Genomic DNA, 23,610 nt, shown 5'->3' on the forward strand with positions numbered 1-23,610 from the left:
TGGTATGACAACCATGATTACGACAACCCGTTGCCTCATTCGACCGTTCGAACCAAGAGACATCGAATCGTTTATGGTCTATCGAAATGACTTGGACTGGATGAAACATCAATCATTCAAAGGGCTCACCCGTGAGGAATATGAAAACGTCCTACTCGGTGAACAATCGTTTCTTCAAGGCACGCAACTCGCTATCATTGACAAAGCGACGGATGAATTGATTGGTGATATCTATATTCAGCAAGAAGATACGACCTATTGGATTGGCTACACCATCGTACCCACGCGAGCGCGTCAAGGCTATGCATTTGAAGTGATGTCGGGATTGATTCGTCACTTGACTGATCAAGGAGCGAAAGAGTTCAAAGCAGGTGTGCATGGGACGAACACGGCATCGATCGCGCTATTGAAGAAATTGAAATTCACCTTTTTCGCGACAGAACTTGACGAACAAATTTATCGTCTCGATGTCTCGGACATATGGTAAAGTATGTATCACATGTCACTTGGTTTTGATTTGAGGGAGTTTTGAATTGAATGATGAAACGCGTTCTTTTACTCATGTCGATTTTTCTATTGATTGGGTCTTTGTCTCAGGCTGCGATCCCGGATCCGAAGGTCTATAACGACCCGAGTCTTATCTATTTGACGCTCGATGATGGACCGAACTGGAAAACGGCAAAGCTACTCGATGTCTTGAAAAAACATCAAGTGAAGGCAACCTTCTTCATCCTCGGGAAGAACATCGAAGGAAATGAGCATGTGCTTCATCGCATGATTGCGGAAGGTCACCTGATTGCCTTACACGGGATGCGGCACGAGCGGGATGAATTTTATGAAACACCGTTGACGGCCGTACGTCAGATGCAGGAAGTACAAGCACTTATCTATGAAGTGACAGGCATTCATACGAACATGGCCCGGACGATTTACGGGAGCGACGCCGGCATGACATCCGCACACTGGCAGGCGATGACCGATGCCGGTTTTGAAATATGGGATTGGAACGTCAGCAGTCTCGACCATGTGTATAAGAAAGACAATGCACGCGTCGAACAACGCGTATTCGACCTCCTCGAAGCGAATCGTACGGCGAATATTGCTTCCATCATTTTGGCGCACGATCACTCGATGACACCGAAAGCACTTGATACAATCATCCGCTATGCGAAAGAACGGGATTATGAATTCCGGACCTTAGAAGGTGCCCACCCGGTTCACAACTTTTCCGATGTGTGGGAACCGCATTTAAGCGAACGAGCGACCCCATGACTGCAGATCATCTTAATGGTCTGCAGTTTTTATACAATCCAAAAGCGTATCGGGATGACCGACACGCTTTGTTTATCCAACTATAGTTTCCGTCACGTGTGTACGATTTCTACCACTATTTTTCGCCTGATATAAACAATCATCTGCCAGACGAATCATCTCCCGTAGATTCTCGCTCTTTCCGTTCGCAATCCCAATAGAAACGGATAACTGAATTTTTTGTTGATCGAGTAGCTTGAACTCATGTTTCGATATACTATGTCTAATCCGCTCCGCTACGTTGACCACCTCACTCTGAGAAAGCATTGGAATCAAAATACCAAATTCTTCTCCACCGATCCGTGCTTTAATGTCTTGATTCCTTGTTTCTCGGTGCAAGAGTTCTGCAAATTGTTTCAATACCTCGTCGCCGTTCGCATGACCATATTGATCGTTGATTTGTTTGAAGTGGTCAATATCTAAAATCAATACATTACATGTCGTATATTGTCCTTTGAACTTTTTCATCTGCATCTCCCATGCTCGACGGTTTGCCAGACCCGTCAAATGGTCGGTTTCCGCTGAAACTTTATACTCTCTCACACGGTGATGGATGAGATATAGATCAATATTCAGCATGGTGATCAACAATCCGATTGGGAAACTGATCATTGTAACCAACAACGCGACATCGAGAGCACGTTCCGTAAATCCGCCTCCGACAAGAATCCCCATTGCTGCAACTAAACATGTCCACACGTTCAACGTAAGACCGAATTGGAAAAGCCGCTTCTGTAGCCAGACGATTCGATATGTCAGGATTGTCCCGATCACCATCGTAAAGAGAGCGACACATGCCACAATCGAGTAAAAGTCGATACCGTAGCTGAATCGGTGAATCGACATGATTGTAGCTGCGATAAACAACGGAGAGACCAAACGATAAAACCCGAGTAAAAGGAGGACGAGAAAACGAAAATCAATTTTTACCGCATTCTCAAATTCAATACTTTGCGTGATTAGAAAAATCCCGAAACATCCTGAGAGCACACCGATGATGAATTTTTGGATGTGCACATGTCTCGTATGATAGTTCATGATCTTCGAGATGAAATAGATGCCAGTAAAAGAAATACACGAATTGGCGATTAGACTCATGAACATTAGTTGGTCCCCTTCACATTTGTCATGTCACTTCCACTCTCTACATATATCCAATTTCCATCATCAACTAACATGCTAAGGTGTAAAAATTTCTACATAATGAATATTTTTCCTTATTATGAAAAAAACGAGCCCTTATGTGGACTCGATGCTCACTTATCGTTCATATGTCACCATCACAAATTGACCGGAGGCGTGGTGACTCGTCAGCCGAAGTTTCGTCTCTTTCGTACCTTCTGGGAAAAGAGGAATTCCCTCTCCTAACACGACCGGCGCAATCGCAATCTCATAACGATCAATCAAGTCATGCTCCATCGCGGCTTTGATGACTTCCCCACCACCGATGAGCCAAATATCTTGATCAACTTCTTGCTTTAATCGATTGATGAGTTCTTTGATTGTTTCGTCCGTGAATGTGACATGCTCGGCCTCACGGCCAGCCTGACGTGTCAAAATGTAGTTTGGGATGTCTTTGTATGGATACATTCCCTCTTCTAACTTCAACACTTCCTCATACGTCTTCCGTCCCATGATGACAGCGCCAACGGTCTTGAAAAATTCAGCATAGCCGTTGTCCCCATCCCCCTCGACAGCGAATAACCAATCGAGTTGGTCGTTTGACCGAGCAATCTTTCCGTCTAAACTCATCGCAATATATAACACTACATTCGGCATCCTGTTTTCCTCCTTGATTCGTGATACATTCAGTTTAATCAATAAACACGACAAAAGATGACGGGAATGATTCGAATGAGAAAAAGACATTTACAATTGATTCGACTACTCAATCATGGACGACGCTTCACGGCTGAAGAACTGGCTCAGGAGACAGGCGCCTCCGTCCGGACGATTCAACGGGACATGCTATCGCTCGAAGAGCTCGGTTATCCGATTTGGAGCGTACCTGGAATCGGTGGAGGATATGAGATGTTGCCGAATCGTTTATTGCCCCCGCTCCATCTCCGCGAACAAGAAGCCGTCGCGCTCTATCTCACGCTCAAATGGATGGAACACATCCCTGACGTGCCATTTGGGGATATACGAAGTACATTGTCCGACTGGTATGTGAACGAGTTGCCGCACGACCTCGCAGAGAAGATTAGTCGATTGGAGCGAAACATCCTGTGGCTCGGGAACAAACAAATTCCCAAATCGCCTTTCACGAAAGAAATCTATCAGGCGGTCGAACGTCGAACCAAGATGAAGATGACCTATCGGACGACGAACGGGCAACGCACGTTCACCGTCGCACCAGTCGGTATGGCACTCCTTGATTTGAAGTGGTACGTCTTCGGGCTCTCCGAACTGGGGCTTCGGCAATATCGAATTGATCGCATCGAGGCGGTCCACGTGCTTGAGGAACCGTTTGAGTCCGAGGATTTGATGAGCGTATTGCAGACAAGTGATGAACGAGACGGTGTGACCGTTCGACTCGACCTCACCCCACTCGGTCGCCGTTTGCTTGAAGATGTATTACCCGATATCGATGAATGGAATGAGTGGGAAGTCCCGAAAGAAGAGCTGTCATTTTTGTCGAGGCAGCTATTGAAAGCCGGAGCGGAAGTGGAGGTCAAAGCGCCAAGCGCATTGCGGGAGATGATGAAGGAGCATGCAGAGCGCTTGATGCAGCGATATATGTAATTTTTGGTGATGATCACGAAACATTTATAAATTTTCGTCCGTATAATAACCAACACTCAACAAAGGCGGTATAGATATGCGTCACGCGTACAAACAGTTCATCCAACTATTCAAATCGGGTCAGTTCGATGACATTTATCATCAGACGAGCGACTCATTCAAATCTCAGTATTCCATGGATGCCTTTCATCGGCAGGCGTCCGCTTTCCATCACGGCATTCGGCGCTATCGCCTGCTCAATGAAATGGTGTTGAACGGGAATCGGTATGTCTTATGGTCGGATTCTCGAAAAGAAAAGTTATTGTACGTCCGATTCAATCACGCGAATGAGATCGCATCCATTCAGATGACTGTCACATCCTCTTCAAAGGAGACTAATCCTTTCACGAAAAACAAATACCATCTCCCATTCAAAGAAGAGTGGTTCGTCGTCTCCGAAGGGACAACCCTCGGAACTTATCATCATGATCCAACCCGAAAAAAGCGTGATGGCTATGACTTTTTGAAAACACAAGAGCAACAACCTTACAATCGTAGAAAAATCGGGATGGACGGCTCGTATGCGTTTGGGGAACGAGTGATTGCTCCATTACACGGGACGATTCATCAAGTCGTGGATGGGTTGTCAGACGAACTAGATGCTGATCATCCATTCGGTAATCACGTCATCATTCAACATGCGAACGATGAATATTGCCTTCTCGCCCATCTTGAGAATGGTTCCATTGCCGTGAATGTGGGAGATACGGTCAAAACCAAACAGTTGATTGGGCGCTGTGGGCGCTCCGGAATTACGCCTGAGCCACGCTTGCATATGCGTGTCATGTATCACCCGGATGTGGACAGCGCGACCGCCCTCCCGATTCAATGGAAAGGTCGATTGCGACCTATGCGTGGAAAAGTAGTCACTTCCCGCGAGGAAGAAGGATGGTCGTATGGGATTGCAGCCCTCGATTTTTCAGAACTGCTCCTTTATGTTGTTCAAGCCATTCCGCGATTATTTTTTCGCTTTTTTGGATAAGAAAACCCCTCAGGAATCTGAGGGGGTTCAACATCACATATCCAAATCAGTGAACGCGAGCGGGACAAGTTCTCCAAGCGTCACTTCTTTCACATCGGCGTTGCCGTTCGTGAGGAGTACTTTGAAGTCAGGATCGCCGAACTCGACCATGACTTGGCGGCAGATGCTACATGGTGGCAAGAAGTCTTCCGTGTCCCCAGACACGGCAACCGCTTCGAAGTCACCTTTTTTGTATCCTTGAGCGACCGCTGTGAAGATGGCCGTACGCTCCGCACAGTTCGTTGCTCCGAACGAGACGTTCTCGACGTTGACGCCGTCGATGACCGTACCGTCTTTCATGAGAAGTGCCGCACCGACGCGGAACTTCGAATATGGTGAATACGCATTGTCTTTCAATTGGCGTGCGCGCTCGACTAATTGTTGTTGGTTCATCTTAAGTCATTCCTCTCGAATATCGAATGAACTGATGCCAGTCCCCGTGCCTCTCATTTTGGGCAGGATTTATAGCATACACCCGCCTCAAAGAGAAGTCAATGACTTTTTACAAACGCTTTCATGGATAAACAAAAAAAGAAGGAGCGCTCGCCCCTTCTTGACTCTCTATACGTGGTCACACCAATTCAAGCTGCGCGACAGCCGCCTCTTCCGTTTCAGTCTGCACGTGATGACGCCCAATCGGAATAACGGAAGGTGAACCCGATACCGGGTCACACATGACCGAACAGCGGAGGTTGAAGACACGATGGATCAAATCACACGTGATGACGTTCGATGGCTTCCCTTCGGCAATCAACTTCCCTTTGTCAAGCGCGAAGATATAGTCCGCATAACGTGCCGACAAGTTGATATCGTGCAACACCATGACAATTGTCGTCCCGTACTTTCGATTCAAGTCCGTCAACAAATCGAGAATCTCGACCTGATACGTGATATCGAGATACGTCGTCGGCTCGTCTAAAAAGAGCACGTCCGTCTGTTGAGCCAGTGCCATCGCAATCCAGACGCGTTGGCGCTGTCCGCCTGACAACTCGTCGATGGGACGATCCGCGAACTCCGTAATGTTCATCATCTCCATCGCCTCGGCGACAGCTTCGTAATCGGCTTTCGTCCACCCCTTTAAGAACGATTGATGCGGGTAACGACCACGACCGACAAGATCGGCGACCGTGATTCCTTCCGGTACGACCGGGGACTGTGGCAACATCCCGAGGACACGCGCTAGCTTTTTCGGTGCCATTTTCGAAATCGGCTTATCGTAAAGCGTCACTTGACCGGCAGTCGGTTTGATGAGGCGTGCCATCGTCTTCAGGAGTGTCGACTTCCCGCAACCGTTCGCACCGATGATGATGCTGATTTGATTGCTCGGAATTTCAAGGCTGATATCGTTCAAAATCATCTTGTCCTCGTATCCTGAGGTGAGATGTTCCACTTTCATAATGGATGCCATTTAGAAGTCCCCTTTCTGGTTCATCCGGATCAACAAGTATAAGAGATAAGGCGCGCCGATGATGCCGGTGATGACACCGACCGGATAGCGTGCCGTGAAGGCGAATTGTCCGACGAGGTCGGCCGCTAGTACTAAGATGATGCCGACAAGCGCTGCCGGCAAGATTCCCGCGTGGCTCGTTCCGACGAGCCGTTTGGCAATCGGTCCTGCCAAGAAGGCAATAAACGCAATCGGTCCCGTTGTCGCTGTTGCAAGGGCGAGCATGAATACTGCCGCCACAATGAGTAGAAGTCTGGTCTGGTTCGTGTTGATGCCAAGCCCTGTCGCCGCCATTTCTCCGAGCTCGAGCATTTCAAGCTGACGGGTGAGTAACAGTACAATCGGTAAACAGATGAGTACCGTGATGATTAAAGGTGGCAACTCCTCAAGTTTCGCCCCATTTAAACTTCCTGTCAACCACCGCATCGCCATCGCGACATCGTTTTGTCGGCTGATGAGCAATAGATAATTGATGACGGCTGTTAGCATCGCTTGAATCCCAATTCCAACTAACACCAAACGACCGATGGAGAAAGCCGCCCCTTTGGATAGAAAATAGATGACCAGCACGGTGACGAGCCCACCGATAATCGAAGCGATCGAGATTATCGCTTCACTCGATTGTAGGACGACGATACAGAAGACAGCCGCCGCACTGGACCCCGTTGTGATCCCAATGACATTTGGATTGGCAAGCGGATTTCGAAGCATCGTTTGGAAAATCGTTCCCGCGGTACCAAATGCTGCACCGGCAAAGACACCAGCGAGCATACGTGGTAGACGCAATACTTCAACGGCGAACGTCGCCCCTTTTACGTCTTCCCCGAGCAAGACGCGGATGACATCCTGAACCGGATAAATCGTATTGCCCAACATGAGCATCAACCCGCTCAATGCTACCGCTATGATGGTCAAAAGAAGCGTCATCCCGACATAGCGACGGCGTCGCTTCATGCGACCTTGTCTGATTTGTTCAATCGCTGGTTGCATCATAGTCCTCTTACTTTCACTTTCATTGTCAATAGAATCAAGATCGGTGCCCCGATGAACGCCGTCACAATCCCGACCTCAAGTTCACCCGGACTTCCAAGCAAACGTCCCATGACATCCGAGAAGGTCAAGATGATGGCACCTGCTAAGGCAGACATCGGCATGAGGTAGCGTTGGTCAGGACCGAGCACGAGTCGAATCAAATGTGGGGCGAGAAGTCCGATAAACCCAATCGGTCCAGCGAGTGCAGTCGCAGCCCCACACAGAATCACGCCTGCGAACGAGGCGGTCAACTTCAATGTCCCCGTCCGAACACCAAGACTCTTCGCCATCTCCTCCCCGAGCGCAAGTGCGTTCAAGGAAGGTGCGGTCACTACCGCAATCACGAGACCGATTAGAAGAAACGGTAAAAATGTATAAATCGAATCCAGATTTCCCGCACCGACACTCCCTACTTGCCAAAAGCGGAACTGGTCCATGACGTTTGAGCGTGGAATCATAAGAGCCATGACGAGCGACGATAATGCTGCACTTGTCGCCGCTCCCGCCAAGACGAGTTTGAGCGGGGTCGCCCCTCCCCTTCCGAGTGAACCGATGCCGAAAACGAAAATGGCCGTCAATAGCGCCCCAACGAGCGCAAACCAGATGAACGCACTCGCCGTCGCGATGTTGAAGAATGCGATGCCGATGACGACGGCGAGCGCTGCTCCCGTGTTGACCCCAAGAATACTCGGGTCAGCGATTGGGTTACGCGTCACCGACTGCATGAGTGCACCCGCCACACCGAGTGCTGCGCCACACATAAAACTGAAAATTGTCCGGACGACCCGCTCCCGGACAATATCTGCCTCATACGACTGAACAGCCGGACGGAATAAACCGTCCAGCAGTTCATTCCACCCGACTGTTCGAGAGCCGAAGGCAAGGGATGCCACGATGCATAGCACCGTCAGTACGAGCGTCCCAACTAACAGGAGCGGGAAGTACTTCGGGGTATGCATCTGTTTCACCTGATTTTGCATCATTTTACTTTCGCAAGGGCATCCGATACGCGTGAAACGTACTCATCAATCGTATATTCAATCGAGAGTGGCGTCGGTGTTCCAGCCGCTGCGAGTGGCGTATTGTCTTCAATCAATACGACCGATCCGCGTTCGATGGCTGGTACTTTACTGTAGAGCGGGTCTGCTTGAAGCGCCTTCAACGTGTCTTCATTTCCGTATGTGACGAAGATGTCGACGTCGTTCAAAATGTCGGCGTTCTCTTTGCTGAGCTCGAGATAGAAGCTATTTGCTTTTTCAGCTTCGTCGACAATGTTTTGTGGGTACTCCATGCCGAGTTCTTCGATGAAGGCACCACGAGGATCACCTGTTGTATAGATATAGAATTTTGAAAGATCTTCTGCGCTCATCGAGACGAAAGCGGCTTTCTTTCCAGCAATCTCAGGAACGGCTGTCGCTTTGTCAGTAATCAACTGCTCCGTGTCTTTGATTAACTGTTCGCCTTCTTCACCAAGTCCCATTGCGAGTGAGTCATAACGAACCATGTCTTGCCATGAGGTGACCCAAGGTGTTTCTTGATATGCCACGACCGGTGCGATTTGGCTAAGCGTGTCATAGTCTTCTTGCGTGATGCCTGAGTAGGCGGCCAAGATGACATCGGGATTTGAATCTGCGATTGCTTCAAAGTCTAATCCGTCCGTGTCTTGATAGATGTTCGGGTTCTCTTCGCCAAGCGCTGTCAACTTCTCTGCTGTCCATGGGAGCATCCCGCTATCATCTTGGACACCGTAGTTCGCAGCTGAAAATCCGACCGGTACGACATCGAGTGCAAGTGCGACGTCATGGTTTCCCCACGAAATCGTTGCGACACGCTCTGGTTTTTCTTCGATGACAGTCTCACCGAACGCATGCTCGATTGTGATTGGATATCCTTCTGCTGACTCTTCCGTCCCTTCGTTCGTGGAAGCGTTCTCAGCTTCTTCCGAACCACAGCCGGCTAAGATGAGTGCAAACGCTGAAGCAAAAATAAACATATGTAACCACTTCTTCATTGTCTTGTTCACGTGTTTCTTCTCCTTTTTCAACTTCTCTATTTTCTCGATACTGATAATCATTATCAGTTATGAGTATAGACTTGCTATTCCTTCGTGTCAACTGCTATTCGATATAGAAAAATGAAAAAACCTGTCGTTTTAGGACAGGTTTATCAGGACTTTCGATGTTGTCGCATGACGTCCGCGATCGGTTCATCTTGTTTTTCAAGCTCCGATACGATCCGTTCATGGTCCACGTCGTTTCGGTTTTGGCTTAACTTGAACGTCGCCTGCATATCGGTGATGTCGATCCGAAACCCGACGACACCGTTCATTTGTCGCTTCACCGGTTCGGATAATGCATCCCAACGCACCGCATGCTCACGTTCGCCTTCATGCTCGTGAAGTAATCCGGCTAGTTCCTCAACCAACTCGCTTTCATTGAGAATCGTCGCACGTCCATACACGTGTATGGCTTGATAGTTCCATGTCGAGACGTCCTCATGGCCATACCATGACGCTGACACGTAAGCACTTGGTCCTTGAAAGATGACAAGAACGGTTTGATCTTCAATTGTTCGCCACTGCGGATTCGCTTTTGCGACATGGGTCGTCAGTTGACCGTTCGCCTCATCGAATCGTAACGGGACGTGCGTCGCAATCGGCTTATCCCCGTCATGCGTCACAATCGTGCCGAACGGATTGGCATGAAGAAATGTATAAATCTCTGCTCGCTCTGTGACGGAATATTGTTTTGGAATATACATGTCGAACCCCCTTTCTCCTATTATATTCTGAACAAGACGGGTATAACGACACAGAAGGAGGGATGTTATTTATGAAACCAACGATTAAAGCCATCGTCTTTGACGTATACGGCACCTTATTCGACGTCCATTCGGTGAAGGATGCCTGTGAACAAGAGTTCCCTGAAAAGGGAGCAGCCATCAGCCAAGTGTGGCGGACGAAACAACTTGAGTATTTCTTTTGGCGGCACATGATGGGACGCTATGAAGATTTCGATACAGTGACCCGGGACGCACTCCGTTACGCATTAGCCGTGCATGACGCACCATTCACAAAGGAAATCGAACAACGTCTGACTGCATCGTATGCGCACCTCACCCCGTATAAGGAGATCGAATCGGTCCTAAAAGAGATGCATGACGTGAAGACCGTCATTCTCTCAAACGGGACGGACGAGATGCTTAAGGCATTGCTTCACAACGCCGGTCTCACCGATTATTTTGATGAGGTTGTCAGCGTCGACGGCATCAAACAACCTAAACCGACGCCTGCCGCCTACATGAATTGGTTCAAAACGTCTGGTCTTCGTCGTGACGAGGTGCTCTTCTTATCGTCGAACGGATGGGACATCGCCGGGGCGAAAAACTTTGGCTTCCATGCGGTCTGGATCAATCGGAATGACTTACCATTTGAAGCATTTGATATAGAACCAGATGCCATCTATCCGAACTTGAACAACTTGTCAGAATGGCTTTAGTCCGTGAACGGCCTCATGAAAATGAGGTCGTTTTGTGCATCCTCTCCCATAAAGAATGTGTGGACACCCGTTTGTCCGAACCCGTTTCGTCGATAAAATTGAATCGCTCTTTCATTGTGTTCCCATACGCCGAGCCACATCTTTCGTTTGTGTAGTTCCTTCGTCAATTCGGTTGCTTGAGTAAATAACGCTTTCCCCACCCCTTGACCTTGAAATGCTTCTAATACGTAGATTCGTTCGATTTCAATCGCATCTTCGCCCATCGGTTCAGATTGAGCATCGCGTACGTTCACTTTCAAATAGCCTGCCAACTCACCTTTTACATGTGCAAAATAAAAATAAGAATCAGGATGTGCCAACTCATGCTGCAACTGCTCAGGCGCATACGCTTTTTCTAAGTAAGCGTTCAAATGTTCTTCTGTGTTGTGACGTGCGAACGTCTCCGTAAATGTCTGGATGCTAATGTGACGTAAGGCTTCTACGTCTGTCACTTTTGAGATTTCAATCATGTTCTCGCTCCTCTCAGTATTCTCGATACTTGCCTTTCTTCACTTCGGTCCAATCTGTTTCAACATTACGTCGTACTTTTTCCAAAAGGCGTAACAACTCCTCACTTTCTTTCTCGTCGAATCCTGATAATGCGACCGATGTAGAATATTCGTGTTCGCGAATGATGAGCGGGTACAATACCTCTCCTTTCTCCGTCACGTATAAACGTCTGATTTTCTGATTATCAAGATCTGGTCGCCTCTCAATCCATCCTTCTTGCTCCAGTTTCTTGATGGCACGTGCGGCGGTCGTCCTGTCTACCTTAATCAACTCTGCTAGCCGTTCTTGAATGATACCTGGGTGTTCAAAAATCCTAACGATGTACAAGTACTTCCCTTTTTCTAAACCGAGTGCCTTGAATTCAATGTTGCTGATTGAATCGAGGGCACGCGCAATCATCCCGATCTCTCGTAAATGGTCATGCATCATGAGACACCTCTGCTTTTTTGTTGCAAATGCAACAAAATACTTTATATAAGCGTATCGTAATTTGTGAGAGAATGGAAGTAAGAATTTTCGCTAAGAAGGAGATGAATGAAAGATGGGTCACCGAATCTATACCACGAGTTTCGCGAGCGTTTATCCACTCTACGTCGCCAAAGCCGAACGCAAAGGACGGACGAAGGAAGAAGTCGACACCATCATCGAATGGTTGACCGGTTACGATGAGACCGGACTCGAACGTCAGATAGCCAATCAAGTCGATTTTGATACGTTTTTCGCTTCAGCACCTCGTCTGAATGAAGACCGCGCCCTCATCAAAGGTGTCGTCTGTGGGGTTCGTGTCGAGAACGTTGAAGAACCACTCATGCGTGAGATCCGTTATTTGGACAAACTCATCGATGAGTTGGCAAAAGGAAAGAAAATGGAGAAGATCTTACGAGGAGGCGAATCATGATGGATGTGACGGCACTCGTCGACGAGGCACGGCTCGATTCATTTATTCATCTGCTCGAGGTCATCGATGATCATTTACCTGGCGGATTTGAAAAAACGACGGACGGACATGGTGTCCATTACGTCGTTCCACTCGATCGATATCCGTCCGGGTATCATGTCACACCGGGGACGCCACTACCGTTTATCAGTGTAATCGCGCAAAAGCGCCATGTCGGACTGTATCACATGGGCATTTACGCCGACCCTGAACTACTCGCTTGGTTCGAACGGGAGTATGCGAGTCGTGTCCCGACGAAACTTGATATGGGGAAAAGCTGTATCCGTTTCAATAACGTGAAGCGAATCCCGTTTGACTTGGTCGGAGAACTCGTCGAGAAGATGACTGTCGAGGAATGGATTCAGCACTACGAAGGACAACGAAATAATAAAAAAGAGTCCGACTAATTTTCGGACTCTTTTCATTTACACAGTAAATCGATTCGTCATCTCTCGCATCTCATCCGCCATATTCGATAATTCTTGAGCGGCTGCCGTAATTTCTTCCATTGATGCCATCTGTTCTTCAGTAGCTGCTGATGTGTTCTCTGTTTCTGTGGCAGTCGATTCAGTAATTCCTTGAATCTCATTCACAGAGTTCAACACTTCTGTCGCTCCCGCCGCCATTTCTTGTACAGCACTGGACACTTCTTCTATTTGTTGCCCGACTTCTTCAATGGCCACTTTAATTTCATCAAACGCAACACCTGTCTGCCGCACGTTCGTCACACTCTGTCCCATATCACCTTCTACGACATGCATCGTCTCTACGGCATGCTTTGTTTCTGTCTGTGTATGATGAATTAGAGAGGAAATTTGTTTGGTCGCATCGGCTGATTCTTCCGCAAGTTTTCGTACTTCTGCAGCAACGACTGCAAACCCACGTCCCTGATCTCCTGCGCGCGCTGCCTCGATTGCTGCATTTAATGCAAGTAAGTTCGTTTGCTCTGCAATTCCTGAAATGGTCCCACTGATTGTACCAATCTCTTGAGAACGAGTATTAAGCTGCTCAATGACTTGTTGCAACGTCTTCACTTTTTCATTCATCGCTTCAAGCTGATGTTCAAGCGTTTCGATTAGCTCATTCCCTGATTGTACTTTGTCCAATGCCCCTTCCGATAATACAGTCATCTGTTGAGCACGATCAGAGACTTGGTGAATGCCATTCGTCAATTCTGAAAGGGTACCATTTGAAGACTTGACCCGTTTCAACTGATGGAGTGAACCCGAAGCGATTTCTTCCATCGTCACAGCTACCATCTCTGTCGCTTTTGTCGTTTCTTCTACGTTATTTTTCAAATCGTCCGATGAAGTCGCCACACGCCCAGCAGTCGAAGTCACTCCACCAATCAACTCTCGTAAACTTTCTTTCATCTGATTGAATGACTGTGCGAGCGCCCCGATTTCATCGCGTGATGTGTATGTGCTATTGACTGTCAAATCCCCTTCACCGGCACGACTCATCAATACGTTCAATTCTTTCACCGGACCAACCACAAGGCGCGTGATGTAGACGCCTAATCCAATTGAAAGCGCAGCTCCCAAAATGACAAGACCCCAAAAGATAAACACAGCACGCTCTCGATCAGACCGCATCGTATCACTGGCCGTTTCCGCATCCACATTCAACTGATCCATAACTTCTTTCGCTGTCTCAACAAGCGCAAGTCGAATTGGTCGTAATTCTGTTCCATATTGTCGGTAAGCAGATTCATTTTCATTTCGTAATGCAGGTTGCAATACGACGTCTATGCTTTCCAAATATGCGTTCGTCTCCTCATTCAACTTTTCGATTCGACTCATTAATTCAGGATCTTCTGTCGAAATCGAATCATTAAATACTTCGAGATCGGTAACCATACTCTCCCGACGCTCTTCAATATTTTTTTGTAACTCTTCATTTCGAGCACTTTCGGTCGTCAACATTAGTTCTAACAAGTGACTGTCGATTGCACGATTATCGGTTCTCAACTGTCCAATGGCACGAATCGGAATCAATCTCTCTTCGTATATCTTTTCTCCGGCATCAGCCATTCTTCCAATCAACACATGACTTAACATTGAAATCATGACGAGTGTCACAACGAATAATGAAATCAATACGGTAAACTTCTTAGACATGCTTAAATTTTTCATCATTTTCCCTCCCATTCTATTTATCGTGTCGAATTTGTGAAAAATGAAGCAATGTTTAGAAAGCATTGACCTAAGTTTCGATTCGGATAGCTGCCTCTTTGCTCCATCTCGTTACACCTTTTGTAAGCCGGCTCGCATTTATGTTGCATGGAGATGCAGTATAATAACATCAGATACATTCGGTTACGAAAGGAGCGGACAACTTGTCACGACCACTCAAACTCACACTCTTTCTTCTCGTGTTTGGATCTTTGTTCTATATCACCCATTTCCACTATGAGTTGCGTCCGTCTGACATCCGGGACATCGTCTTGTCATTCGGATTTTGGGGTCCACTCTTCTTTATTTTTCTTTATGCCATCGGTCCGGTCGCATTTTTACCGACATCCGTCCTCTCGCTCGGAGCCGGACTCGCGTTCGGCGTATGGCCAGGTGTCCTCTATATCATTATTGGTGCAACTGCTGCTGCGACGACCGGTTATGTGATGGGGCGTTTTTTCGGACGCTCAGTCATCAACGTCGACCGCTATCCATGGTCAGAGAAACTGTTCACACAAATGGAGCGTCGTGGCTTTTTATATGTATTTGTCCTCCGGCTCATCCCGCTCGTCAGTTTCGACTTACTTAGTTATGCCGGTGGAATCTCACGTGTTCGCTTCCGCGCCTTCGTACCGGCGACCGTGCTCGGCATGATCCCAGGTACGTTCGCCTACAGCTTCCTCGGGGCGAGCCTCGCCTCAGGCAGTGTCACCACGATTTTCATTGCCGCGCTCGTCTTCGTCGGCTTGATTGTCGTGACGTACATCTTCCGAGAACCGGTTAAAAAATGGCTTGGATTGAATTGAAATTTTATGAGAGAGAGCATTATGCTCTTTTTTTTGTGCCTTGAACATGTAATTCATATAAACTTCTATACTATTCATCCGATATGTATAGAGCTACAACAAATGAACACGAGAATGTGAGGAAAGAATGATGAGTTTGATCAAAAGAAATCAGTTGATGTTGTTGACAACGTTATTGATTGTGATGACGTCGGTTGTTGTCCATTTGCTACATCGTTTCACGGACTTTGCCTATGCGTATACGGTTCTGCGAAACGGTGCGGACGGTTACGTGTACCCCGGAGTAACATGGGTCTTGTTCGCCCTTCCAATCGTCTTCTTTGGAATGATGATCGTCACAGTTAAGCGAGAATCCGTAGCATTTCCTTATTGGATGATGCTGACACTCACCTTCGCAAGCATCTCGACCGTTGCTGGAGGACAAGGACTTGTTGAATATCACTTCTCCATTTTTGTCGTCTTGGCGATTTTGTCGTTCATGCGTCGCATCGACTTGATTTTGTATAGTGCCGGAATCTTTGCTGTGCAACATCTAGTCGGATACTTTTTAATCCCTGAGATGATTTGTGGAACGAGCGAATATCCGTTCAGTTTACTACTCGTCCATGCCGTGTACTTGATTCTTCTGAGTGTTGTGCTTGTCGCCCAAATACACTTCCGTAATAACGAGACGCAACATGCCGAGGCACAGGAGCAAGAAACACGACAGTTGTTACAACAAGCGATTCATGATGTCAGCGCCCTCGTTCAATCGTTAAACAGTCACGCCGAAGAGCTTGAATCTGCCGCTAACCAGTCTCTTGAATCTGGTGAGCAAATCGCTGTCACGGTCGACCCGATTGTCGCGCATGCTTCATCCCAACAAGCCTCCATGGTGCAAGGGGCAGATGAAATTCACTCGATTCGGTCTTTGACAGCGCTCATTCAAGAACGAATGGCCCAAACGGCCGCAGCATCCTCGCGCATCGCTAAAGATGCCCTTGCTGGGAACAAAGACATGCGACTAATGGAAACAAAAGTACAAGAAATCATTACCGAATCGGAACAACTCGACCGGATTGTTGCGACGATGTCGAATCGTTCAAATGAAATCCAAGGAATCTTGCAACAAGTCGGTTCGATCAGTGAACAGACGAACATGCTCGCCTTGAATGCATCTATTGAAGCGGCTCGTGCCGGTGAGGCTGGACGAGGATTCGCCGTTGTCGCCTCCGAAGTCGGGAAACTCGCTGTCCAATCGCGTGAATATGCATCCGAGATGACCCGAGTCCTCGGTGGATTGATGGAAGATACGACCGTCGTATCCAAATCAGCGCATCTTTTCAAACAAGCGACCGAAAACTGTCAAACTGTCACGAACGATGTGACGGCTGTCTTTGGCCGTCTTACAGAAGATGTATCAGAAATCGACGAACAAATTGCTTCGATTCAAGAGACACGCCAGCGGGTCACGACACAGATGGAAGCACTCGAAACACGACTTGAATCGACGAAATATGCGGCGAATGAACTTCAACAACAGATTCACCATGTTGCCGCAGCAACGGAAGAGCAAGTCGCCATTCAAAAAGAACTCAGCTCGATGTCGGACCGACTCGCTCTAACCGCGAATTCGCTTGAAGACGTGACGACTCAACTCGAGGATCACGCCACTCGCGCCTAACACAAATGCCCTCGACCAAGTGGTCGAGGGCATTTTACTTATCGGTCGAGCAATTGACGAATTCCTTCTTGAAGAGGTGTGACCGGGCGTCCGAGAACCGGTTCGAAGTCACTCTCATGAATTTCGAGCGTTCCTTGACGAATGCTTCGCTGAATCCCCGCAAGAATCGCAACGACTTCTTCTGGCAATCCAGCCCCGCGCATCGTCTCTTCGTATGCCTCGAGACTCAACTCCTGCATCATCACTTCACGACCTAACACTTCACTGAGCGCGTCTACAAGATCTTGCTGGGTATGAAGTGGTCCTGATAGTTCATAGACCGCATTGTCTTGTTGTTCTTTTAACAGAACATTCGATGCGGCTTCCGCATAATCTTGTTGTAGAGCCCAACCGACTTTACCGTCCCGAGCCGCCGTGATCCATGGCGCCCCGTCAATTACCGCTTGAATACTTGATAACTCGTTCTCTAAGTACCAGTTGTTCCGTAAGAACGCATGCGGAATACCGGACTCGACAATCGCTTCCTCTGTGACGACATGTGGAGGTGCCATCAAGTTCTCACTGTCTGTCGCATCGGCTAGACTCGTGTAGGCAATGAATGAAACACCTGCCCGTTTCGCCGCCTCAACCGCGTTCGTATGTTGACGAATCCGCGTATCGTTATCGCCATCTGCCGAGATGATCAAAAGACGCTCGACACCTTTGAACGCTTCATCGAGTGTGTCTGGCTGATCAAAATCACCATGTCGCACATCAACGCCACGCTCTTTAAGAGACGCCGCCTTCTCCGGATTCCGTACACTTACAGCGAGCTCACTCGCATCAATCGACTTGAGTAGTTCCTCTACAATTTTCGAGCCGAGTTTCCCCGTTGCTCCTGTGACTAAATATTTCATAAAACCCCTCCTTTGTTCGCATGATTCACTCTTCCCGTTCATACGACCCGTCACACCTGTCACGTTTGATCCGAGACGATATGGATGTCCACCTGCTTCAATTCCCGCATGATGACATTCACAATCGACCCGCGCATGACTTCTTGCCAGCGTGTCCTTGCTGATTGTCCAAGAATCAATTGGGTAATGCGTTTTTCTCGTGCCGTAGTCGTTAAACTCTTCGTTAGTTCTTTCCTCGGTACATTCAAGACAATCACTTCTGCCTGGAATGATGCACCTTGCTCTCGAACTTCTTTTAGAATGGCAGTCTGCTCAGGTGTCAATTTTCTCTCCTCACCATGGAGGACAGACAAGATATAAAGTTTCGCTTTGAGTCGACTCGCCATGCGAAATCCTCGATAGATCAAATGTCTCGCATTGTCATTGAGCTGAATACAGACCATGATCCGCTCTTGGAGGAGCGTCGGATCAGACACCACATTTTTTCGGGTTCGATAGACTTGATCATCGACTTCATCCGCTACTTGTCGAAGCGCAATCTCACGCAGACTCGATAGATTGGTCAGCGTAAAAAATGACGACAGACTTTGTTCAATTTTGTCCGGTCGATAAATCTTCCCTTGTCTCATCCGCTCTTGTAACGTCTGCGGTGTCACATCGACGAGCAGAATTTCATCAGCCTGATTGAGGAACAGATCTGGAATCCGTTCTCTTACCTCTACGCCTGTGATGCCTTTCACGGTCAACAGTAGACTCTCAAAATGCTGAATATTAACGGCCGCATATACATTGATTCCGTTCTCTAACAACACCTGCACGTCCTGGTATCGCTTTGCCCGTACTGAGCCTGGGGCATTCGTATGAGCCAACTCATCAACGAGGACGATATCAGGATGAAACGATAAGATGGTCTCGACGTCTAACTCTTTCAGTTCGTGTCCTTTATAAAATAGCGAAAGAAGAGGGACGATTGGCAAATCGCCAATCATCGCCTCTGTTTCGTTTCGTCCATGTGTCTCAATCAATCCAATCATGACCGAGACCCCTTCTTGCTGACGAGCCCGTGCATCTGCCAACATTTTATACGTTTTGCCTACACCCGGTGCGGCTCCGATATAAAGTCGAAGTTTGCCTCGCATCAGTTCAACTCATCTAGTGCAAGATTCATCATCAAGACATTGACGTACGATTCACCGTCAGCCGTGTTTTGAATGACGCCTTCGACTTCAGCCGTCGCCATCGAACGTGCGTCGCTGATACGATCGACTTGTAACATCGCATGTTCTATCGAGATATGCGGATCAAGTCCAGATCCGGATGTCTCAATCGCTCCCGCAAGTTCGGGATCGTGTTTCGGACGGTCCGGATTACTTTCTGCCATGTTATCGCCGCCCGATTGACCAGTGAGTTGATCGACTGCTGTTGGTCGGCCGTGGAAGTAACCTTCCGAAACGAAAGGTTGTGCGATCCACTTTGATCCAATCTGTTCACCATCGCGTTCGATCAAACTACCTTCAGCTTGACTCGGAAATAGTGCCTGACCTGCTACTGTTAAAGCGAGTGGATAAGCCACACCGCATAAGATCATCGTCAAACTGACGACGATACCTGCTTGTTTTATAGAAGACATTCGGTCCACCTCACATGAATAAGTTTAAGACGATGTCGAGCGCTTTGATTCCCAAAAACGGGACAATCACACCACCGACACCATAAACGAGTAAATTTCGACGTAACAACTTCTCGGGACCGACCGGGTCGTAACGAACCCCTTTCATCGCAACTGGAATGAGAAGTGGGATGATCAAGGCATTGAACAAAAGTGCGGCCAAGATAGCTGACTCAGGTGAGCCGAGACGCATCACGTTCAACCAATCCATCTCTGGGATAAATGCAACGAACATAGCCGGCAAGATGGCGAAGTATTTGGCCACATCGTTCGCAATCGAGAACGTCGTCAAAGCCCCGCGTGTCATCAGTAACTGCTTACCGATTTCGACCACTTCAATGATTTTGGTCGGATCCGAATCTAAATCAATCATATTCGCCGCTTCTTTCGCGGCCTGTGTCCCCGAGTTCATGGCGAGACCGACGTCTGCCTGTGCGAGCGCCGGGGCATCATTCGTACCGTCCCCCGTCATTGCGACAAGATGACCTGCTTTTTGTTCTGCTTTGATGACACGAATCTTATCTTCTGGTTTACATTCCGCTACGAATTCATCGACACCAGCTTCGCGTGCAATCGTCGCGGCCGTCAACGGATTATCTCCCGTGCACATGATGGTCTTGATTCCCATCTGACGCAAGCGATCGAAGCGTTCACGCATACCCGGTTTCACCGTATCTTTCAAGTGAATCACGCCGACAATCCGTGCATCTTCTGAGATGACGAGCGGAGTGCCGCCTTCTTTCGAAATCGCATCGACTTGATCCTGTAAGTCGCTCGGAATCATCCCACCTTGAGCACTCACCCAGTTAATGACGGCGGACGCCGCACCTTTTCGGACACGTCGACCGTCTGCCAAGTCGAGTCCCGACATACGTGTTTCTGCTTTGAATGGAATGATCACCGCATCTTGTTTCGGTGACTCATCTAATTCTCCCCAGCGTTCTTTTGCAAGCGTCAATACAGAGCGCCCCTCTGGTGTCTCGTCTTCCAAAGACGTCAAGACGGCGACTCCAAGCGCTTGCGAAGCTGTGATTCCTTCTACTGGAAGAACTTCAAATGCCATCCGGTTTCCGAACGTGATGGTCCCCGTCTTATCTAAAATGATGGTTCGAATGTCTCCAGCCGCCTCAACGGCTTTCCCGCTCATCGCAATGACATTGAATCGCGTGACCCGGTCCATCCCGGCAATCCCGATGGCGGATAAGAGTCCACCAATCGTTGTCGGAATGAGACAAACGAGAAGTGCAATTAAAATGGGTGGTGACAATTGGAAGCCGAGATAGTTCGTAAACGCAGGGAGTGTCAAAACGACGAGTAAGAAAATCATACTGAGCGAAACAAGAAGCAGGGACAAGGCAATCTCATTCGGTGTTTTTTGACGTTTCGAGCCCTCGACAAGGGTAATCATCTGGTCAAGGAACGATTCACCTGGGTTGCTTGTAATCTCGACCTCAATCCGGTCACTGACGACAAGCGTTCCCCCGATGACGGAAGAGAAGTCTCCGCCAGACTCTTTAATCACTGGCGCCGATTCTCCTGTAATCGCAGATTCATCAATCGAAGCAAGCCCGGCGATAATTTCGCCGTCTCCCGGCAGGTAGTCTCCGGCGCGCACTTCGACGATATCTCCTTTTCGAAGGAGCGACGAAGCGACTTCCTCAATCCCATCTTTCACAATTCGACGTGCCATCACATCATTTTTAGATGCTCGAAGGGTAGCTGCCTGCGCCTTCCCTCGTCCTTCTGCAATCGCTTCGGCAAAATTGGCGAACCATAACGTGACGAGCAAAATGAGCGTCACTGCCAAGTGAAATCCTCGCATCTCGTCCGACAGCATCGTATAAACGAGCGATAATAAGAATCCGCCCCATACGAGGAACATGACCGGTTGTTTCACCATCGTCCGTGGATCTAGTTTTTTGACTCCGTCCCACATGGCAGGAACAATCAAGCTCGTGTCAAAGCGGCGTGTCTGTTTTTCTAGTTCATTCATCTTCTATTCTCTCCTATGTTCAACGTATCATGAGCCATTCGGCGAATGGTCCAAGCAACAACACTGGTAAAAAGGTCAAGGCACCGACAATGACAATCACACCGAACAGAAGTGATGTAAATAGCGGCGTGTCGGTCCGAAGTGCCCCATCGTCCGTGACACGTGGTTTCATTTGAAGACTACCTGCCATCGCCACCATTAATAAAAGCGGAATATATCGACCGAAGAACATCGCAAAGCCTGCCGTGATATTCCAAAACGGAGTCGCATCCAATAAACCTTCGAATCCGGATCCGTTGTTGGCGACAGCGGATGTATACTCATACAAGATTTGTGAAATCCCATGAGGTCCAGCGTTCGTGATGGCCTCTTGTCCTGGCTGTACGACGAGCGCCAAAGCCGTAAATCCTAAAATAAGAAGTGGCGAGACAAGAAGCGTTAACGCGACAAGTTTCATCTCGCGTCCTTCGATTTTCTTGCCAAGCACGGTCGGCGTCTGTCCAATCAAGAGGGCCGCAACAAAAATGGTGATGATCACATACATCATCAAGTTCATGAAACCGGCACCGACCCCACCAAAGACAACGTTCAACATCATGTTTCCCATCAAGATGATGCCGCTAAGAGATGGAAGCGAGTCGTGCATCGCATTGACTGCGCCAGTCTCAGCAGCTGTCGTCACCGCGCCGTAAAGCGCTGTACCAATTGCCCCGAAGCGCATCTCTTGTCCATGTAAAGAGGGGTTCGAGTACAAAGTGGCGTACATGGCCACTGTTCCAATGACGAACAAGAAAAGCATGACACCAAAGTAAAGGAATCCTTGTTTTCGTTTCTTCGCCATCGACCCGTAGATGAACGGCAATGACATCGGTAATAAGAGCATCAAGAAAAGATGGATGTAATTCGTCCACTTGCTTGGGTTTTCAAATGGATGCGCACCATTTACCGCATAGTAGCCCCCACCGTTATTCCCGAGCTGTTTGATGACCTCAAATGATGCGATCGGTCCTCGTTGAATCGTTTGGCTCGCCCCTTCGAGCGTTGTGACGACAGCATTCGGACTAAGGGTTTGTGGGACACCAAACGCAATCAACCACATACCGAAAAATAAGCTGATTGGTAAGAGCACGTACACGATGACGCGTACAAAGTCGAAATAGAACTGACCAATCTGCTTTCCAAGAATCGCTCGAATGAAAGCCAGCGCCATCGTCAATGCCATCGTTGGCGCCACGAACATGAGTGTCGATAAGACGAACATCTGTGATAAGTGAGAGAGCGCCTCACCTGAATAGTGCTGTTGGTCTGTATTGGTCATAAAACTGATGACCGTATGGAATGCTAGATGCCAGTCTAAGTTGACGGCCCCATTCGGATTGAAGGGCAACACTCCTTGAAAGCGAAGCAACACATAACCAATCAATAAAAATAGTAAATTGAGTGTCAAAAAATCTTTTGCATAGCCAAACCATGTTTGCTTTTCACGCTCATTTATTCGAAGGCGACGTGTGATCCTCGTCTCGAGCGCTTTCCCTACATAGTTTGGTCGTTCTTGAATCGGTACAAACCGCCGTCCAATATAGCCACCTAACATGGCACTGGCTGTCATCGTGATTGTGATGAGCAAACTCAACGTGATGATGAATGTAACCCACATCGTTCGTCATTCTCCTCTGTCTTTAAAATTTTTCTGGTTTTAGTAATGCAACGGTTAAGTAAGAGAGATACCCAATTCCAATCGCTAAAAGCACGATATACATGTCGTCACCCCTGTTCATTCCAGTGCATCCGATCAATCGAACGAATCATCACATTCATAGACGCCACTAAA

General features: G+C 48.1%; 26 protein-coding genes. 9 read left to right on the forward strand and 17 right to left on the reverse strand.

Going from position 1 to position 23,610, the window contains the following annotated elements:
* Nucleotides 1-13: 13 nt before the first annotated feature.
* Together F3H97_RS09505 and F3H97_RS09510 are read left to right on the forward strand one after the other, a co-directional pair.
* Entirely contained in the window at nt 14-487 is a 474-nt protein-coding gene (locus tag F3H97_RS09505; RefSeq protein WP_230872841.1) for a GNAT family N-acetyltransferase, read from the forward strand.
* 50 nt (nt 488-537) lie between these two features.
* Nucleotides 538-1,272 (forward strand): polysaccharide deacetylase family protein, encoded by a 735-nt coding sequence (locus tag F3H97_RS09510; RefSeq protein ID WP_196431228.1) that lies wholly within the window; start codon nt 538-540, stop codon nt 1,270-1,272.
* A gap of 72 nt (nt 1,273-1,344) precedes the next feature.
* Here F3H97_RS09510 and F3H97_RS09515 read toward each other — a convergent pair whose 3' ends face one another.
* Together F3H97_RS09515 and F3H97_RS09520 are read right to left on the reverse strand one after the other, a co-directional pair.
* Nucleotides 1,345-2,415 carry a GGDEF domain-containing protein gene (locus F3H97_RS09515; RefSeq protein WP_196431229.1) on the reverse strand — a complete coding sequence of 357 codons (1,071 nt, stop codon included), beginning with the start codon at nt 2,413-2,415 and terminating at the stop codon, nt 1,345-1,347.
* Between the two features lie 156 nt (nt 2,416-2,571).
* A complete protein-coding gene (locus F3H97_RS09520; RefSeq protein ID WP_196431230.1) occupies nt 2,572-3,090 on the reverse strand; it encodes a dihydrofolate reductase family protein in 519 nt (172 codons plus the stop codon).
* A gap of 75 nt (nt 3,091-3,165) precedes the next feature.
* On the opposite strand from F3H97_RS09520, the gene F3H97_RS09525 reads away from it, so the two are divergent.
* Together F3H97_RS09525 and F3H97_RS09530 are read left to right on the forward strand one after the other, a co-directional pair.
* Entirely contained in the window at nt 3,166-4,056 is an 891-nt protein-coding gene (locus tag F3H97_RS09525) for a helix-turn-helix transcriptional regulator (protein WP_196431231.1), read from the forward strand.
* A 76-nt stretch (nt 4,057-4,132) separates the two neighbouring features.
* A complete protein-coding gene (locus F3H97_RS09530; protein ID WP_196431232.1) occupies nt 4,133-5,077 on the forward strand; it encodes a peptidoglycan DD-metalloendopeptidase family protein in 945 nt (314 codons plus the stop codon).
* Between the two features lie 33 nt (nt 5,078-5,110).
* Here F3H97_RS09530 and F3H97_RS09535 read toward each other — a convergent pair whose 3' ends face one another.
* From F3H97_RS09535 to F3H97_RS09560, 6 genes are all read right to left on the reverse strand, one after another.
* Complete coding sequence (locus F3H97_RS09535) at nt 5,111-5,509, reverse strand: cytidine deaminase (RefSeq protein WP_074035820.1); 399 nt, start codon at nt 5,507-5,509, stop codon at nt 5,111-5,113.
* A gap of 178 nt (nt 5,510-5,687) precedes the next feature.
* A complete protein-coding gene (locus F3H97_RS09540) occupies nt 5,688-6,524 on the reverse strand; it encodes an ABC transporter ATP-binding protein (RefSeq protein ID WP_196431233.1) in 837 nt (278 codons plus the stop codon).
* The gene (locus F3H97_RS09545) at nt 6,525-7,556 is read right to left on the reverse strand and encodes a FecCD family ABC transporter permease (RefSeq protein ID WP_196431234.1); all 1,032 of its coding nucleotides are present in this window, start codon (nt 7,554-7,556) and stop codon (nt 6,525-6,527) included.
* Nucleotides 7,553-8,554, reverse strand: a complete 1,002-nt coding sequence (locus F3H97_RS09550; RefSeq protein ID WP_370568609.1) for a FecCD family ABC transporter permease — start codon at nt 8,552-8,554, stop codon at nt 7,553-7,555. The genes F3H97_RS09545 and F3H97_RS09550 overlap by 4 nt, the downstream gene beginning before the upstream one ends.
* A gap of 20 nt (nt 8,555-8,574) precedes the next feature.
* Nucleotides 8,575-9,606: an iron-siderophore ABC transporter substrate-binding protein gene (locus F3H97_RS09555; RefSeq protein ID WP_168169901.1), complete on the reverse strand. Its 1,032-nt coding sequence runs from the start codon at nt 9,604-9,606 to the stop codon at nt 8,575-8,577.
* A 155-nt stretch (nt 9,607-9,761) separates the two neighbouring features.
* Nucleotides 9,762-10,355, reverse strand: a complete 594-nt coding sequence (locus F3H97_RS09560) for an FMN-binding negative transcriptional regulator (protein WP_196431236.1) — start codon at nt 10,353-10,355, stop codon at nt 9,762-9,764.
* Between the two features lie 71 nt (nt 10,356-10,426).
* On the opposite strand from F3H97_RS09560, the gene F3H97_RS09565 reads away from it, so the two are divergent.
* Nucleotides 10,427-11,092 carry a haloacid dehalogenase type II gene (locus tag F3H97_RS09565; protein WP_074035810.1) on the forward strand — a complete coding sequence of 222 codons (666 nt, stop codon included), beginning with the start codon at nt 10,427-10,429 and terminating at the stop codon, nt 11,090-11,092.
* Here F3H97_RS09565 and F3H97_RS09570 read toward each other — a convergent pair.
* Entirely contained in the window at nt 11,089-11,601 is a 513-nt protein-coding gene (locus tag F3H97_RS09570) for a GNAT family N-acetyltransferase (RefSeq protein ID WP_074035808.1), read from the reverse strand. The two genes, F3H97_RS09565 and F3H97_RS09570, sit on opposite strands and share 4 nt — an antisense overlap.
* Before the next feature lie 13 nt (nt 11,602-11,614).
* Nucleotides 11,615-12,067, reverse strand: coding sequence for a MarR family transcriptional regulator (locus tag F3H97_RS09575; protein WP_196431237.1), 453 nt, complete (start codon nt 12,065-12,067; stop codon nt 11,615-11,617).
* A 115-nt stretch (nt 12,068-12,182) separates the two neighbouring features.
* On the opposite strand from F3H97_RS09575, the gene F3H97_RS09580 reads away from it, so the two are divergent.
* The gene (locus F3H97_RS09580) at nt 12,183-12,539 is read left to right on the forward strand and encodes a DUF2200 domain-containing protein (RefSeq protein WP_012727286.1); all 357 of its coding nucleotides are present in this window, start codon (nt 12,183-12,185) and stop codon (nt 12,537-12,539) included.
* On the forward strand, nt 12,536-12,985 hold the full coding sequence (locus F3H97_RS09585) for a DUF1801 domain-containing protein (protein WP_159562934.1): 450 nt from the start codon (nt 12,536-12,538) through the stop codon (nt 12,983-12,985). The genes F3H97_RS09580 and F3H97_RS09585 overlap by 4 nt, the downstream gene beginning before the upstream one ends.
* Nucleotides 12,986-13,003: 18 nt before the next feature.
* Here F3H97_RS09585 and F3H97_RS09590 read toward each other — a convergent pair whose 3' ends face one another.
* Complete coding sequence (locus F3H97_RS09590; protein WP_196431238.1) at nt 13,004-14,713, reverse strand: methyl-accepting chemotaxis protein; 1,710 nt, start codon at nt 14,711-14,713, stop codon at nt 13,004-13,006.
* A 203-nt stretch (nt 14,714-14,916) separates the two neighbouring features.
* Here F3H97_RS09590 and F3H97_RS09595 point away from each other — a divergent pair, with 203 nt between their 5' ends.
* Nucleotides 14,917-15,558, forward strand: coding sequence for a TVP38/TMEM64 family protein (locus F3H97_RS09595; RefSeq protein WP_078147622.1), 642 nt, complete (start codon nt 14,917-14,919; stop codon nt 15,556-15,558).
* A gap of 130 nt (nt 15,559-15,688) precedes the next feature.
* Nucleotides 15,689-17,221, forward strand: a complete 1,533-nt coding sequence (locus F3H97_RS09600) for a methyl-accepting chemotaxis protein (protein WP_196431239.1) — start codon at nt 15,689-15,691, stop codon at nt 17,219-17,221.
* A 38-nt stretch (nt 17,222-17,259) separates the two neighbouring features.
* Here F3H97_RS09600 and F3H97_RS09605 read toward each other — a convergent pair whose 3' ends face one another.
* The 6 genes from F3H97_RS09605 to F3H97_RS15165 are packed head-to-tail and all read right to left on the reverse strand — an operon-like array spanning nt 17,260 to nt 23,557.
* Nucleotides 17,260-18,117 (reverse strand): SDR family oxidoreductase, encoded by an 858-nt coding sequence (locus F3H97_RS09605; RefSeq protein ID WP_196431240.1) that lies wholly within the window; start codon nt 18,115-18,117, stop codon nt 17,260-17,262.
* A gap of 59 nt (nt 18,118-18,176) precedes the next feature.
* The gene (locus F3H97_RS09610) at nt 18,177-19,256 is read right to left on the reverse strand and encodes a universal stress protein (protein ID WP_196431241.1); all 1,080 of its coding nucleotides are present in this window, start codon (nt 19,254-19,256) and stop codon (nt 18,177-18,179) included.
* Nucleotides 19,256-19,747 (reverse strand): potassium-transporting ATPase subunit C, encoded by a 492-nt coding sequence (locus tag F3H97_RS09615; RefSeq protein WP_196431242.1) that lies wholly within the window; start codon nt 19,745-19,747, stop codon nt 19,256-19,258. Before F3H97_RS09615 ends, F3H97_RS09610 begins: the two co-directional genes overlap by 1 nt.
* A gap of 10 nt (nt 19,748-19,757) precedes the next feature.
* Nucleotides 19,758-21,779 carry a potassium-transporting ATPase subunit KdpB gene (gene kdpB, locus F3H97_RS09620; RefSeq protein ID WP_159562939.1) on the reverse strand — a complete coding sequence of 674 codons (2,022 nt, stop codon included), beginning with the start codon at nt 21,777-21,779 and terminating at the stop codon, nt 19,758-19,760.
* A 19-nt stretch (nt 21,780-21,798) separates the two neighbouring features.
* Nucleotides 21,799-23,436 carry a potassium-transporting ATPase subunit KdpA gene (gene kdpA, locus F3H97_RS09625; RefSeq protein WP_196431243.1) on the reverse strand — a complete coding sequence of 546 codons (1,638 nt, stop codon included), beginning with the start codon at nt 23,434-23,436 and terminating at the stop codon, nt 21,799-21,801.
* 22 nt (nt 23,437-23,458) lie between these two features.
* Nucleotides 23,459-23,557: a potassium-transporting ATPase subunit F gene (locus F3H97_RS15165; RefSeq protein WP_196431244.1), complete on the reverse strand. Its 99-nt coding sequence runs from the start codon at nt 23,555-23,557 to the stop codon at nt 23,459-23,461.
* Nucleotides 23,558-23,610 lie beyond the last annotated feature (53 nt).

Source organism: Exiguobacterium sp. SRB7LM (assembly GCF_015712685.1).
Classification (GTDB): Bacteria; Bacillota; Bacilli; order Exiguobacteriales; family Exiguobacteriaceae; genus Exiguobacterium; species Exiguobacterium profundum.